Source organism: Streptomyces aureus, from assembly GCF_001418135.1.
In the GTDB taxonomy this organism is placed as follows: domain Bacteria; phylum Actinomycetota; class Actinomycetes; order Streptomycetales; family Streptomycetaceae; genus Streptomyces; species Streptomyces aureus_A.
Genome location: NZ_LIPQ01000377.1, coordinates 1 through 13,966, shown reverse-complemented (window position 1 = coordinate 13,966; position 13,966 = coordinate 1). Strand labels below are relative to the sequence as shown.

At 71.2% G+C, this 13,966-nt stretch carries 11 protein-coding genes; 5 read left to right on the top strand and 6 right to left on the bottom strand.

The features are described 5' to 3' along the window. Positions 1 to 82, top strand: an 82-nt coding sequence (locus AOK00_RS41215) for an acyl-CoA dehydrogenase family protein (protein WP_157882129.1), incomplete at its 5' end; no start/stop codon positions are given. Positions 83 to 147: 65 nt separating this feature from the next. Here the strand turns inward: AOK00_RS41215 and AOK00_RS27905 are convergent. Further along, on the bottom strand, positions 148 to 1,425 hold the full coding sequence (locus AOK00_RS27905; RefSeq protein ID WP_173861650.1) for an LCP family protein: 1,278 nt from the start codon (positions 1,423 to 1,425) through the stop codon (positions 148 to 150). A gap of 130 nt (positions 1,426 to 1,555) precedes the next feature. On the opposite strand from AOK00_RS27905, the gene AOK00_RS27900 reads away from it, so the two are divergent. After that, positions 1,556 to 2,089, top strand: a complete 534-nt coding sequence (locus AOK00_RS27900) for an acyl-CoA thioesterase (RefSeq protein ID WP_030326880.1) — start codon at positions 1,556 to 1,558, stop codon at positions 2,087 to 2,089. A 45-nt stretch (positions 2,090 to 2,134) separates the two neighbouring features. Here AOK00_RS27900 and AOK00_RS27895 read toward each other — a convergent pair whose 3' ends face one another. Next, positions 2,135 to 3,661: an LCP family protein gene (locus AOK00_RS27895; RefSeq protein WP_254047527.1), complete on the bottom strand. Its 1,527-nt coding sequence runs from the start codon at positions 3,659 to 3,661 to the stop codon at positions 2,135 to 2,137. Between the two features lie 116 nt (positions 3,662 to 3,777). Between AOK00_RS27895 and AOK00_RS27890 the strand changes: the two genes are divergently transcribed. Further along, the gene (locus tag AOK00_RS27890) at positions 3,778 to 4,812 is read left to right on the top strand and encodes a glycosyltransferase family 2 protein (RefSeq protein ID WP_055603015.1); all 1,035 of its coding nucleotides are present in this window, start codon (positions 3,778 to 3,780) and stop codon (positions 4,810 to 4,812) included. Positions 4,813 to 4,884: 72 nt separating this feature from the next. Here the strand turns inward: AOK00_RS27890 and AOK00_RS27885 are convergent, their stop codons facing one another. The 4 genes from AOK00_RS27885 to AOK00_RS27870 all read right to left on the bottom strand — a co-directional run bounded on the left by AOK00_RS27885 (position 4,885) and on the right by AOK00_RS27870 (position 11,003). Continuing rightward, a complete protein-coding gene (locus AOK00_RS27885) occupies positions 4,885 to 6,651 on the bottom strand; it encodes an LCP family protein (protein ID WP_254047526.1) in 1,767 nt (588 codons plus the stop codon). A 50-nt stretch (positions 6,652 to 6,701) separates the two neighbouring features. Beyond that, entirely contained in the window at positions 6,702 to 8,444 is a 1,743-nt protein-coding gene (locus tag AOK00_RS27880; RefSeq protein ID WP_055603014.1) for an LCP family protein, read from the bottom strand. 268 nt (positions 8,445 to 8,712) lie between these two features. Continuing rightward, positions 8,713 to 9,942, bottom strand: coding sequence for an LCP family protein (locus AOK00_RS27875; protein WP_055603013.1), 1,230 nt, complete (start codon positions 9,940 to 9,942; stop codon positions 8,713 to 8,715). A 308-nt stretch (positions 9,943 to 10,250) separates the two neighbouring features. Continuing rightward, positions 10,251 to 11,003, bottom strand: a complete 753-nt coding sequence (locus tag AOK00_RS27870; protein ID WP_055603018.1) for a TIGR03089 family protein — start codon at positions 11,001 to 11,003, stop codon at positions 10,251 to 10,253. A gap of 136 nt (positions 11,004 to 11,139) precedes the next feature. Between AOK00_RS27870 and AOK00_RS27865 the strand changes: the two genes are divergently transcribed. Both AOK00_RS27865 and AOK00_RS27860 read left to right on the top strand, forming a co-directional pair. Next, a complete protein-coding gene (locus tag AOK00_RS27865; RefSeq protein ID WP_055603012.1) occupies positions 11,140 to 12,678 on the top strand; it encodes a peptidoglycan recognition protein family protein in 1,539 nt (512 codons plus the stop codon). A 104-nt stretch (positions 12,679 to 12,782) separates the two neighbouring features. Then, positions 12,783 to 13,865, top strand: coding sequence for a nucleotidyltransferase family protein (locus tag AOK00_RS27860; protein ID WP_030326872.1), 1,083 nt, complete (start codon positions 12,783 to 12,785; stop codon positions 13,863 to 13,865). Positions 13,866 to 13,966: the final 101 nt, after the last annotated feature.

Below are 13,966 nucleotides of genomic sequence, written 5' to 3'. Positions count from 1 at the left end.
GATGCGCGACGCCAAGATCACGCAGATCTACGAAGGCACCAACCAGGTCCAGCGCATCGTCATGGCCCGCAACCTCCCGTAGGCGGACACGGGAAGGGCGCCCCTCCCGGCGGAGGTGGGGCGCCCTTCGTCGTACGCGCGACCGGGTCAGCGGTTCGACTCGACGGTGACCTTCTCGTCGTTCTGGATCTGCTGCACCAGCTGCTTCACCTTCGGCATGTCCCACTTGAGGGAGTTCTGCGGCGCGCTGCCCGAGATCGGGATGTTCATGGACTTGCCGTCGCCGCTGTTGATGCCCTTCATGGCGAAGAACATCTTCCCGAGGTCGTACAGCGACATGTCCTTGTCCACGATCAGCGTGTCCAGACCGGCGCCCAGCGTCGGGTACAGCGCGAACGGGTTCAGGATCGTGCCCGGCGTCGCCGCCTGGTTGGCCAGGGCGGAGAGGAACTTCTGCTGGTTCTTCGTCCGCTGCAGGTCCGAATCGGCGAAGGCGTACCGGGTCCGGACGAAGGCCAGGGCCTGCTCGCCGTTGAGGGTCTGCGTGCCGGCCTGGAAGTTCGCCCCGGACTTCTTGTCCTTGAAGCCCTTGTCGATGTTCAGCTCGACACCGCCGAGCGCGTCGACGATGTTCGCGAAGCCGGCGAAGCCGATCTCGGCGTAGTGGTCGATGCGCAGACCGGTGTTGAACTCGACGGTCCGCACGAGCAGCTCGGGGCCGTCCATCGCGTACGCGGCGTTCAGCTTGGAGCCGCCGCGCGCCGGGAACGACTTGCCCGACTCGGAGCCCACGAAGCTGGGGATCGTCACCCAGGAGTCACGGGGGAGCGAGACCATCGTGTTCCCGCTGGAGCAGGCCGCGAGGATCATCATCGAGTCGGTCCGCTTGCCCTCGGCGGAACCGGTGTGGAGCTTCTTCTTCTCCTCGGCGGACATGCCCTCACGGCTGTCGGAGCCGACGATCAGATACGTCGTGCAGTCGCCCTCGGCCGGACGCTCGATGACCTTGGCGAGGTCGACCTCGTTGCGCATCTGCGAGCTGGCCCAGGCATAGGTGCCGATGCCCCAGGCGGCGACGGCGACGACCAGGACGATCGAGCCGACCTTGATGCGCTTGCGCCAGTCCGGGGCGGGACGCCCGGGACCGCCGGAGCCGGGGCCCGGCGCGTACTGCGGCGGCACGGTGCCGCGCCCGCCGCCCTGCGGTCCGCCGCCCTGAGGGCCGCCGTAGACCTGGCCCGAGCTGTAACCGGAGTCGTAGCCCGATCCCTGCGCCTGGGTGAAGTTCGGGTTGTAACCCTGGTCGTGCCGAGGCGGCTGCTGCGGAACCTGCGGACGCTGCACATGGCTCATCCGGCGAGGTCCCTCGGGCTGGGAGTTCGCGCTGCCACGGCCGTAGCCGCCGTCTTCGGGCCAGTCATTCATGCGGACCAGTGTGCCGGGCAGGCCTTTACGCGCGACAGGCCGGGTGGAGGATCGGACCGGTGCTGTTGCCAAGCTGATGCAAAGGGGACCGAACGGCGACCGCCGGAGGACCCGGCATATGGTGGAGGGCATGACAGATCAGGGCGATATTCCGGGCAAGCCCACCTCCGCCTCCCGCACCACCCTCAGCCACATCATGACCAGCCACGACACCAACCTCCTCGGCACGGTGCACGGCGGAGTGATCATGAAGCTGGTGGACGACGCGGCGGGCGCCGTCGCGGGCCGGCACTCGGGCGGACCGGCGGTCACCGCCTCGATGGACGAGATGGTCTTCCTGGAGCCGGTACGGGTCGGTGACCTGCTGCACGTGAAGGCCCAGGTGAACTGGACGGGCCGGTCGTCGATGGAGGTCGGCGTACGGGTACTCGCGGAGCGCTGGAACGAGTCCACGCCCGCGACCCAGGTCGGCTCCGCGTACCTGGTCTTCGCCGCGGTCGACGCGGACGGCAAGCCGCGCCCGGTGCCCCAGGTCGTCCCGGAGACGGAACAGGACAAGCGCCGCAACCAGGAAGCGCAGATCCGCCGCACCCACCGGCTCGCCCGCCGCCAGGCGATCAAGGAACTCCGCGAACGCCGCGCGGCCGAGGGCTACGAGGACTGAGGAGCGACGCCGACCGCCCGGCGTCCGCCGGTACGGCCTCCGCCGTCACGGGCAGACCACGCGGTCGCCCGTCACCGCTTCGAACGGCCCGCCCCGTGCCGTCTCCTCGCTCCGAACCGCCGTCACACCCTTGTAGTCGGCCCCCACCGTCACCCGCAGCGTCCCGCCCCGCTTCGCCACCGCCCGCAGCTCCGCCCCCGGCAGCGCCGCCGCGAGGGTCTTCGCCGAGCGGTCCCAGCGGGGGTCGTACTCCACGAGGGTCCGCGCCCGTTCCCTGCCGGTCCCGGTCATCGGCGTCCGGGTGGTGTCGAAGCCGGTCCCGCGCAGCGCGTCGTCGACCTTCCGGCCGAGCCCGTCCGTCCGGGTCCCGTTGTAGACCTGCACCCGCACGGTCCGCGGTGCCACATCCACGACCACGGCCCTCGGCGCCTTCGCCGAGGACGGGGAACCTGGCTTCGAGGCGGCCAGCGGCCGGTCCTCCCGCAGTGCCTGGAACAGCTTCTGCGCCTTCGCCGCGTCCCACTTCACCGTCGACCCGATCCCCTTCACGGGAAAGCTCATGTCCCCGATCGGCACGGACACGAACTCCGACGACGCCGGTGTGAAGCCCCGCATCGCCTTGGAGAGGGCGAGCAGCTGATCCGTACCGAAGTCCTGGTCGGCCCGGACGGAGCTCAGCATCGTCGTGGCGACCTCACGGAACCGCACCGGGTTGAACAGCACCCCGCCACTCGTGATCCGCTCGACCAAGGCCGCCAGGAAGCGTTGCTGCCGCTGCATCCGCCCGATGTCCGCGGCCCCGTCGATGTGCCGGGAGCGCACGTACTGCAGCGCCTGCCCGCCGTCCAGCTCGTGGGTGCCGGCCGGCAGGTCGAGTCCGGTGTAGGAGTCCTTGACCGGCCGGGCCGTGCAGATCTGCACCCCGCCGACCGCGTCCACCGTCCGCATGAAGCTGGTGAAGTCGACCTCCAGATAGTGGTCGATCTTGACGCCGGTCATCGACTCGACGGTCCGTACGGTCAGCGAGGGCCCGCCCTCGGCGTACGCCGCGTTCAGCTTCACCGGATGCGCGTGGTGTTTCCTGCCGCTGGTGAGATCGGTGTGCTCGGGCATCTCGGCGTACGAGTCACGGGGCAGGCTCACCACGCTCGCCCGCTCCCGGTCCTCCGAGATGTGGACGAGCATCACCGTGTCGGTGCAGTGGCAGGGCGCGCCGCCGAGCCGGTACTTCGCCTTCTCCTCGGCGGTGATCCGGTCCCGGCCGTCGGTGCCGACGACGAGGACGTTCATCCCGTGCCCGGCCTGCGGCCGGTTCTTCATGTCCTTGAAGGGGTCGACCCGGGTGATCCCGGTGTCGAGCCCGGTGACCAGCGCGTGGCCGATCCCGCCCGCCGCGAGCACCGTCACGGAGAGCGCCGTCGCCATCCGCATCCCCCACCGGGGGCGCCTCCGCCGCCGGCGGACCGGCGCGGAACGGGCGGCGGGCCGGGGACGGGGCGTGCGGGGCGGTGCGGGCACGGACGGACACCTCCGCGGGTGTGACAAAGGGAACCGTGAGCACGGTAGGCCCATACGATCAGCGCAAGGCAGCACCACCCGGGCGGCACGCCCGCTGTCCCCCGTTCGCGGTAACGTGACGGGCAAAGCCGCTGTCTTCCGGGGGGCGACCCCCGAACCCCCGAGGAACCATGCTGCCCCCCGTCTCCGTGATCATGCCGGTCCTCAACGAGGAGCGGTATCTGCGCACCTCGGTTCGTCACATCCTGGAGCAGGAGTACGACGGCGAGATGGAGGTGGTGATCGCGCTCGGGCCGTCCACGGACCGCACCGACGAGATCGCCGCCGAACTCGTCGCGGAGACCGCGTCGGATCCGCGGGCCCGCGTCACGACCGTCCCGAACCCGACGGGCCGGACGCCCGCCGCGCTCAACGCGGCGATCCAGGCCTCGCGTCACCCGATCGTGGTGCGGGTGGACGGTCACGGCATGCTCTCCCCGAACTACATCGCCACGGCCGTCCGGCTCCTGGAGGAGACCGGCGCGCAGAACGTCGGCGGCGTCATGCACGCCGAGGGCGAGAACGCCTGGGAGGACGCGGTCGCCGCCGCGATGACCTCGAAGATCGGCGTCGGCAACGCCGCCTTCCACACGGGTGGCGAGGCGGGCCCCGCCGAGACCGTCTACCTGGGTGTGTTCCGGCGCGAGGCGCTCGAACGGCAGGGCGGCTACAACGTGGAGTTCATCCGCGCCCAGGACTGGGAGCTGAACTTCCGCATCCGCGAGGCCGGCGGCCTGATCTGGTTCTCGCCGGAGCTGCGCGTGCAGTACCGCCCGCGGCCCAGCGTCCGCGCGCTCGCCAGGCAGTACAAGGACTACGGCCGCTGGCGGCACGTCGTCGCCCGCTACCACCAGGGCTCGATCAACCTCCGCTACCTCGCCCCGCCGACCGCCGTGTGCGCCATCGCCGCGGGCCTGGTCGTGGGCGCCGTCCTCACCCCGCTCGGCTTCGTGATCCCGGCCGGCTACCTCGCCGCGATCACGGCCGGCTCGCTCCCCGCGGGCAGGGGCCTGCCGCTGAAGGCCCGCCTCCGGATCCCGGTGGCGCTGGCGACGATGCACATGTCCTGGGGCTACGGCTTCCTGACGAGCCCGCGCTCGCTGGCGAAGAAGGTCATCGAGAGCCGCCGCCCGGCCGTCCCGGCGGTCGAGACCGAGACGGTCTGACGGCCCTCACCCCGTGACGGCCGACGGCCGGGTCCCTCACGGGGCCCGGCCGTCGGCCGTACGTGGGGAAGGTCAGCTCTTCCCGTCCCACCTGTAGACCGAGTAGATGTCCATGCAGGTCTCCTTGTCGTCGGCGCCCTGGGGCAGGTCGCCCGCCTCCGCCACCGGCCTCTTGTAGACGGTGCCCTCACGCCAGTCCGCCCCGACGACCAGCGTGATGCCCTCCGCCTTGGCGTCGGCCCTGACCTTGGTCTCCGGCAGCCCGAGGGCCTTCGCCACGGACACGGCGTTCGCCCTGCCCTGGTCGCCGGCGTCCTTCGGGTAGAGGACGACCGTGTCCTCGCGGGGCTGCGCCTCCTTGGACGATGCGGCCTGTGTGAAGCCCTTGTCCGTGAGGACCGTGGTGATCGCCTTGGCGCGGCCCTCGACGGGCGCCTCGTCGGTGCCCGCGGTGCCGTTGGCGACGGTGACGGGGAAGGAGCCCGGGGCTTCGGCGGCCGTCTTCGGCTTCGCGGACGCGCTCGGCTTCGGCTTGGCCGTGGCCGCCTTGCCGTTCTTGTCGAAGGCGATGTCGTCGCGGAGCATCGCCCACATCTTGGCGGCGGCCGATGGGACCATGACGAGCTTGTTCTTGTCCTGCGACCACTCGGTCGTCGGGACGGTCGCCGTCGTGAGGCGGTTCATCTTGACGTTCTTGAGCTGCATCGACAGGTCGAAGAGCTTCTTGACCGACTTGAGTTCGTCGGAGACCTGGAGGGCGCTGGTGGCGGTCTCGGCGAGCCCCATCAGCTGACCGGTGTCGGTCCAGGCGTTCTGCTTCTGGAGCTTCTCGACCATGCCGTTGAGGTACATGTGCTGGGCCCTGGCCCGGCCCTGGTCGTTGCCGAAGGCGTGCCGGGTACGGAGCCACTGGAGGGCCTGCTTGCCCTGGATCTCGTGGGTGCCCTGGGGCAGCTTCAGGCCCGAGCCGCCCTTCACCAGCCGGGTCGGCTTGTCCCAGACCCCGGTCTTCACACAGACGGGGACGCCGCCGACCTCGTCGGCCATCGCCACCACGCCCGCGAAGTCGATCATCATCCAGTGGTCGATGTAGACCCCGGTGAGGCTCTCCCAGGTGGTCAGCGTGCAGCCGGGACCCCCGCGTCCCAGCGTCTCGTTGATGGGATCGGTGGTCGTCGCCGGGTACGTGGAGCCGTCCGCGCCCGTGCACTTCGGGATGTTCACGATGGTGTCGCGCGGGATGGAGACGATGGAGGCGTTCTGCCGGTCGGCGGAGACGTGGAGCAGCATCTGCACGTCCGCGAGCGGAGGCGCCTCACGGAGGTTCTTGCCGCCGCCGAGCGCCACGTTCTTGGCGTCGGCGCGGCTGTCGGAGCCGATCAGGAGGATGTTGAGCGGCGTGTCGCCGAGGGCGTTCGGGGCGGCCTTCTTGACGCCGCTCTCGCCGCCCGCGCGCGAGCCGCCGCGGATGTTGCCGTTGAGGTGCTCGTAGTACAGGTATCCGGCGCCGGCCGTGCCGAGTATCAGCACCGCGAGCGTGATCGCGACCCAGCGCAGCACCTTGCGCTTCCCGGCCTTCTTGGCGCGCCGGCGCGAGCCGCCGCGACGGTGGCCCGTCCGCCCGTCGGTGGCGCTCCCGCTGCCGCTCCCGGCGCCCCGCCGGCGCTCGGCGCGGGTCGTCGTATCGGAGCCGGCGCCTTCGTCCGTCTCCTCGGGAGCGTCGGCCGGCCCGGCGCCGGTGGCCGCACCGGCGTCGTACAGCTCGTCGTCCCAGCCCAGTTCACGGGCGCGCGGAACGCGTCCGCGCGTTCCCTCCCCACGCACGCTGTTCTGTCCCACCCCAGGTCCCCTCGTCAGTCAGGAGCGCGCCAAGTCCCGGTGTTTCCGGACTACTTGGCGCACACCTGCTTGTCAGCTTGTACCTTCTCGACGTCCGGCGCCTTCACCGGACCGTTGATGGGCACCCCCGCGCCCTTGAAGTCGGCACCGAGAACGAGCGTCATGGGCTCGCGTTCCGCGGCGTCCTGCGTGCCCGGCTTGAGAGCCGTGGCGGCCAGACCCATCATGTCCGCGAGCTTGCGGGCCTGATCGGCCTGGTTCGGTGCATAGGTGAGCGTCGTCTTCGCCGCCTTCTCGGGGGCGTTGCTCTTGTTGGTGGAGCGGGTGACGCCTTCTTCGTTCTGCAGCCAGTTGATGGTCGACTGGGCCGCGCCCTGGATGCCGCTGCCGTTGAAGACGTCGACGCGAACGTCGACGGCCTGGGCGCGCGCGCCCTGGAGGAGCTTCGCCTGGGCCTGCGCCTGGGCGTTCTTGGCGTCCTGCTCCTTCTTCTTCACCTCGGTGAGCGAGGTGTCGGCCTGCATCGCGGCGAAGAGCTGCGGTGCCTTCGTCGGGTGCGGCACCACGGTGATCGGCTTGGGCTCGTCCGGGTTGTCGATGACCGGGAGGGTCGCGAACGCGATGTTCTTCGTGTCGATCCCGGAGAGTTCGCCCGCCAGGTCCTGGAGCTTGCCGAGGGACCCTATGCCCTTGTCGACGGTGAGCGCGTCCGTCGCCGCCTCGGCGAGGTCGTACAGCTTCGTCGGGCTGGTGAGCGTCTCGTTCGACTTCATCTGCCGGATCATCGAGCCGAGGAACTGCTGCTGGATCTTGATCCGGTCCAGGTCGCTCTTGTTGCCGAAGCTGGAGCGGGTGCGGACGAAGGCGAGCGCCTTCTCGCCCTCGATGACCGACTCGCCGGCCGGTAGCTTCAGATGCGACTTGGGGTCGTCGACGGCCTTCTCCACGCAGACCTTCACGCCGCCGACGGCCGTGGTCAGCTCCTTGACGGCGTTGAAGTCGACCATCATGAAGTGGTCGACGGTCAGGCCGGTCAGTTCCTTGACCGTACGCATGGTGCAGCCGGGGTCGCGGCCGTCCTGGCCGAGGCTCACGTTGAAGCGGGCCTGCCGCTGGCCGGGGATCGTGAGGATCTGGCCGTCGGGCTGCCGCGTCTGGCACTCGGGGATCGTCGTCATCAGGTCGCGGGGGATGGAGAGCGCCGTGGCGTTCGTCCGGTCCTTGGAGACGTGGAAGAGGATCGTGGTGTCCGCGTGGCCGGGGCTGTTGTTGTCGCCGTAGCCCGAGTTGCCCTCGCCGGTCCGCTTGTCCGTACCGATGATCAGGATGTTGAAGGCCTCGCCCTTGCGGAAGCCCTGGCTCTGCGGGCCCACGGGGTCGACGACGTCGATGTTCCCGTCGAGCTTGTTGTAGAGCAGGTACGCGCCGGTCGCGCCGCCGACGAGGACGAACGCCATCGTGCCACCGGTCCACAGCAGGACCTTCTTCTTGCGGGACGCGCCCTGCTTGCGCTTGCGGCGGCTCGCGGGCGACTCCTTGCCCCGGCCGCCCTCCGGCTCGGGGACCCGCCGACGGCGCTGGCCGGGCACGGGTGCTTCGACGGACGGGTCGGCGGAGGTGTCGGGCGACGCGGGAGCGGGAACGGTGGATCTACGAGCCCCGGACGGCGCCTGCGGCTGTGACTGCCCAGCGGAGTGGTCCAGTCGCAGTTCGTAGTTGCCCGTCTGCGGGTTGAGCACCCACTGGTCGGCGGGGTCGATCTCGTCCGCCCGTCCACGGCTGTGCGCGTCCACGGTTACTCGAGTCCTCCGTCGGTGCCACGCGAGGCGCCTCCCCCACTGGGCGCCGCTCTCTCGGTCGTTCGATCCTTGGTGAGTGCGACCACGCGGTCGGGGTGCACCGGATCGCGTCACACTATCCGCCCAGTTCAGCGTGGGGCGACGCGCGTGACAAATTCCACGCCCCTTACAACCGGGCAATTTGCTCAAACCTCATCCCTCCCAACCCTCCCCTTGGTGCGCCCTTTACTCACCGCCCCCGCGGCTCCCTCCGGTCGTCGCGCTAGGAGCACACCCCTTCCGCGGCGCTGCGTCCCGTGAAGGTCGGCGTTACGGAGGGAGCCGGGGCGTCCGCGTCGTCGGGCTTCCCGTCCGTCCCGTTCCCGCCCGTTCCCGTCCCGTCCTTCTTCTCGTCGCCCGGGGTCACCACGACGGCCCGGTCCTCCCGCAGCTGCTTGAAGAGTTGACTCGCCGCCGGCTGCACCAGTTCGTCCCGGTTCGCGTTGTACGTGTAGGGGCGCCGGGGGACCGTGAGGAACTGCACCTTCTCGGTCGGGATGGCCCGCATCGAACGCGCCAGGTCGTACAGGGCCCGCAGCGAGTCGAGCCCCTGGTCGGTCGTGATCGCCTTGGTGGCCGCGTCCAGGACCGGATAGAGCTTGGTCGGGTTCAGCAGCACCCCGTCGCTCTGCACCTTGCTGACCAGGGCGCCGAGGAACTGCTGCTGGCGGTCCATGCGCTCGGTGTCGCTGCCGTTGCCGAGCGACTTCCGGGCCCGCACGAAGCCGAGGGCCTGCTCCCCGTGGAGCGTCTGGCGCCCCGCGGGCAGCTTCAGCTTCGCGGCCGGGTCGTTCACCGGCTCCTTGAGGCAGACCTCCACGCCGTCGACGGCGTCCACCATCTTCTTGAAGCCCCGGAAGTCGATCACCATGTGGTGGTCCACCCGGATCCCGGTCAGCTTCTCGACGGTACGGATCGTGCACGCCGTACCGCCGAACTCGAAGGCCCAGTTGAACTGCGCGAACTGTTCACGGGTCCGCGTCCCGTCCGTCCTGAGGCAGCTCGGGATCGTCACCATCAGGTCGCGGGGCAGCGAGACGGCCGTCGCGCTCTTCTTCCCCGCCGACAGGTGCAGCAGGATCGTCGTGTCCGAGCGCTGGGTGCCCTTGTCCCTGCCGTACTTCCGGTTCCCCTCGCCCGACCGGGTGTCCGAGCCGATGAGCAGGATGTTCCGGGCCGCGGAGGCGACCGCGGGCGGGCGCTCCTTCTCGTACCTCCGGAGCTCGGCGGCGGCGGTGGTGTCGGTGGTGATGTTGCCGTCGAGCTTGCGGTAGAACCACCAGCCGGCCCCGGCCGCGGCCAGCACCACGAGCGAGACGCCGAGGGCCGTCCACCGCAGCCAGTGGCGTCGGCGGCGCGGCTCCTCCGGAGCCCCGGGAGCCGTGCCCTCCGTCGCCGTGCCCTCCGCTGCCGGGGGGTCCGGTTCGGCGGGCGTACCCGCACGGTCCGTCACGTCTGAGTCCGTCCTTCATGGCGTCGGCGGCGCGCCGGGCGGCCGCCGGTCGTAGAAGGAGACGGCCGAACCCCACGCATGGTTGTGCGGAAGGAGGCGACTCCCTCTGGCCGATCATGTACCGGACGGGGCTCGGTGACGCGTGGACTCGGCGCGGTGCTGGGCCGAACGAGCGAGGGGGGTGCTGGTGGTCGTCCGGCGCCCGGGTCGGCGGGGGCCGACGCCGGACGGGTCCGGCAGGGCGCTCGGACGGGGTGGGCGGTCGCCTGTCGGCCGGCAGGGGCGGAGGCGTGTTCGGTGGTCGCGGCTCAGACCGCCGTGGTGGTCACCCGCTCGCTCTCCACGCGCTTGGCGAGGCCCTCGGGCGACAGCTGGTCGAGGTTCCGGCAGAGGACCACGGAGCCGCCGGCCGCGAGCGGGGCGTACAGGCCCGTCGAGAGACCCTTCCAGTCCCCGTAACCGAGCCCGGAGAGCAGCCGGGCGCCGGGGGTGAGGCCGAGGGCGTCCGCGTCCGCGCGGGCCTGCTCGACGACCTGGGCGCCGCCGCGTTCCGTACCGTCGACGACGAGCGCGGGAGCGCCCGGATCGACCGGAACGAACGGGGCGAACCGGTCGCCCTGGCTCGGCACCTCCACCGCGTAGTCCGCGTACCCGGCCGGCACGGCGGGGAAGCGGCGGCCCAGCGGGGCGAGGGAGAGCGCGATCCGCTCCCCGGAACAGGCGAGGCCCGCCTCCAGCGTGTCCGGTCCCGCGACGACCAGGTCCGCGTCGGCCGGGTCGCCGCCCACCTCCGCGGTCACGCCGACGGACGAGCAGGCCAGCAGCCAGACGGCCGTCTGCCAGTGCGCGGGCAGCAGCAGCGCGAGCCGGTCGCCGGGCTCGGCGGACAGCTCGCCCTGGAGCAGGTTCGCCGTCTTGGCCACCCAATTGGCGAAGGTGGCGACGGACAATTCCACCCGCTCACCGGTGGCGTCGTCGTAGAAGGTGACCAAGGGGCGGGCGGGGTCCGCGGCGAGCGCGGATCGCAGCAGGTCGGCGGGGGTGCGGTCGCTGGCGTTCACGCCGGACAGCGTACGCGCGCCGCCGCGCGGGTTCCGCCGTACCGGTGACACCGTCCACCGGACGGCCCGACGGGGCGTCATTTTCCCGGCGGGTTCCCGACGCGCGGAACGGCCCCGGGGTACGCACGATCGGCCCATGCGTTGCTCACTCGCCTCCTCGATCGCCGTGACCTGCGCGACGGTCCTCGCCCTGCCGGTCTCTCTCGCCGCACCCGCGGCGGCCGCGGTGCCCTCGGCGCTCGGGCTGCCACCGGCGGCCTCCGCGCAGCCACCCGCGCCCGAACTGCCCGGCGCCACCCAGTCCCTGCCACTGGAGCAACTGGACGACAGCGACCGGGCGCTGGGCGGGACGGACGACGCCGACGTCCAGGGACTCACCCGACGCGACGTCAGGCCCTTCTCGCTCGTCGGCGTCGTGTGGGACGACCCGGCGGCCGCCCTCCACGGCGTCGTGCAGGTCCGCACCCGGGCCACCGGCGACGGCGCCTGGTCGGAGTGGCAGGACGTGGAGACCCACAACGAGGAACACGGCGCCGACCCGGACACGGCGGAAGGCCACGGGCGGGCGCTCAAGGGCTCCACGGCCCCGCTGTGGGTGGGCGACTCGGACGGCGTGGAGATCCGGGTACGGGGGGACGAACCGCTCCCCGAAGGCCTGCGACTGGAACTGGTCGACCCGGGCGAGGCCCCGGGCGAGGCCCCGGGTCAGGATCCGGCCCAGGACCCGGCGGCGACCACCGTGACCGAGGCCACGACGGCCACGACCGCCACGGCCACGGCGGTGACGGCGGCCTCGTGGTCCCGTACGACGGCGGCCTCGCTGACCCTGGCCGGCCTGAACGCGGCGGAGGCGGCGGTGAGCGGAGTGAACGCCCAGCTCGCCCCGTACGGCGCGGCCTGGATCCCGGCCCTGTCGAAGGAGGCCACGGAGATCACGCTTCCGTACGTGCCGAACGTGCCCAGGGTGCCGGAGGCGATGGCCCCGCCGGCCGCCCAGGCCGCCCCGGACGAGGCACAGGCCCCTGACGAGGCCCAGGCTCCCGAGGAGATGGCCGCCGCGAAGCCGTACATCGGCCCCCGGCCCAAGATCATCACCCGCAAGGGGTGGGGTGCGGACGAGAGCATCCGCGAGAAGGGCTTCGTCTACACCAAGAGCATCAAGGCCGCCTTCGTGCACCACAGCGCCACCGGCAACAACTACACCTGCGCCCAGGCCCCCTCCGTTCTGCGCAGTATCTACCGCTACCACGTCCAGAGCAGTGGATGGCGAGACTTCGGCTACAACTTCGCCGTCGACAAGTGCGGAAACATCTACGAAGGCCGGGCCGGGGGAGTGGCCAAGCCGGTCCTCGGCGCGCACACCCTCGGGTTCAACACCAACAGCATGGGCATCGCCGTCCTCGGCACCTTCACCAAGACCACCCCGCCGGCCGCCGTCGTGACCGCCGTCGCCCGCCTGACGGCCTGGAAGCTCGGGCTCCACGGGGTGAATCCGAAGGCCGCGGCGTACCTCGTCTCCGGTGGCGGAAACCTGTACAAGAAGGGCAGCACGGTCAAGTTCAACTCCATCGCGGGACACCGCGACGGATTCGCGACGGAGTGCCCCGGAGCACGGCTGTACGGCAAGCTCGGAACGGCCCGCACGAGCTCCGCGAAGTACCAGGGAAGGAGCTGATGGGGGCATCCGGGCAACCATCTGCCTAAACTGACCGGTCATATCGCACGGACGACCGGTACGGGCGAGCTGACCGGACCCGAACAGGAAGCAGAGACGACAAGGTGACAGAAGCGATCCTCCTGGTCGGTGGCAAGGGAACACGGCTGCGACCGCTCACGGTCAACACGCCGAAGCCCATGGTTCCGGCGGCCGGCGTCCCCTTCCTGACGCACCAGCTGGCCCGCGCCCGCGCCGCCGGCGTCGAGCACATCGTGCTCGCCACCTCCTACCTGGCCGAGGTCTTCGAGCCGCACTTCGGTGACGGCTCGGCCCTCGGCCTGAGCCTGGAGTACGTCACCGAGGAAGAGCCGCTCGGCACCGGCGGAGCGATACGCAACGTCGCCTCGCGACTGCACTCGGGCCCCGACGACCCGGTCCTGATCTTCAACGGGGACATCCTCACGGGCCTCGACATCCAGGCCCTCGTCGCCACCCACTCCTCCTCCGGCGCGGACGTCTCGCTGCACCTCACCCGGGTCGAGGACCCGCGCGCCTTCGGCCTGGTCCCCACGGACGCGACGGGCAGGGTGACGGCCTTCCTGGAGAAGCCCCAGACTCCGGAGGAGATCGTCACCGACCAGATCAACGCGGGCGCCTACGTCTTCCGGCGCTCGGTCATCGACAGGATCCCGGCCGGCCGCCCCGTCTCGGTCGAACGCGAAACCTTCCCGGAACTCCTCGCCTCCGGCGCCCACCTCCAGGGCATGGTCGACTCCACGTACTGGCTGGACCTCGGCACCCCGCAGGCCTTCGTCCGCGGCTCCGCCGACCTGGTCCTGGGCCGCGCGCCCTCCCCGGCCGTCCCGGGCCGCTGCGGCGACCGCCTGGTCCTCCCGTCGGCCCGCGTCGCCCCGGACGCCAAGCTGACCGGCGGCACGGTCGTCGGCGCGGACGCGGTCGTCGGCGAGGGCGCCCGCATAACGGGCTCCACGCTGCTGGCCGGCGCGGTCGTCGAACCGGGCGCGGTGGTCACCGACTCCCTGATCGGCGCGGGCGCCCGCATCGGCGCGCGCACGGTCCTGACGGGCGCGGTGATCGGCGACGGCGCGCAGGTGGGCCCCGACAACGAACTCCGCGACGGCATAAGAATCTGGTGCAACGCGACCCTCCCGGCCGGCACTGTCCGCTTCTCCTCGGACCAGTAGCCCCCGTCCGCATTCGTTCCTCCCCCAGACCCCGTCCGGGACACCCCGGGGGCGGTTCCCACCCGCCCGAGGGCTGCGCCCCGTCCACCCCGTTGTGGGCA

What these genes read in the sequence shown, in the direction of transcription:
- AOK00_RS27900 (WP_030326880.1), top strand. Translation starts at nt 1,556, where the DNA reads ATGACAGATCAGGGCGATATTCCGGGCAAGCCCACCTCCGCCTCCCGC.
- AOK00_RS27865 (WP_055603012.1), top strand. Translation starts at nt 11,140, where the DNA reads ATGCGTTGCTCACTCGCCTCCTCGATCGCCGTGACCTGCGCGACGGTC.
- AOK00_RS27905 (WP_173861650.1), bottom strand. Translation starts at nt 1,425, where the DNA reads ATGAATGACTGGCCCGAAGACGGCGGCTACGGCCGTGGCAGCGCGAAC.
- AOK00_RS27895 (WP_254047527.1), bottom strand. Translation starts at nt 3,661, where the DNA reads ATGGGCCTACCGTGCTCACGGTTCCCTTTGTCACACCCGCGGAGGTGT.
- AOK00_RS27890 (WP_055603015.1), top strand. Translation starts at nt 3,778, where the DNA reads ATGCTGCCCCCCGTCTCCGTGATCATGCCGGTCCTCAACGAGGAGCGG.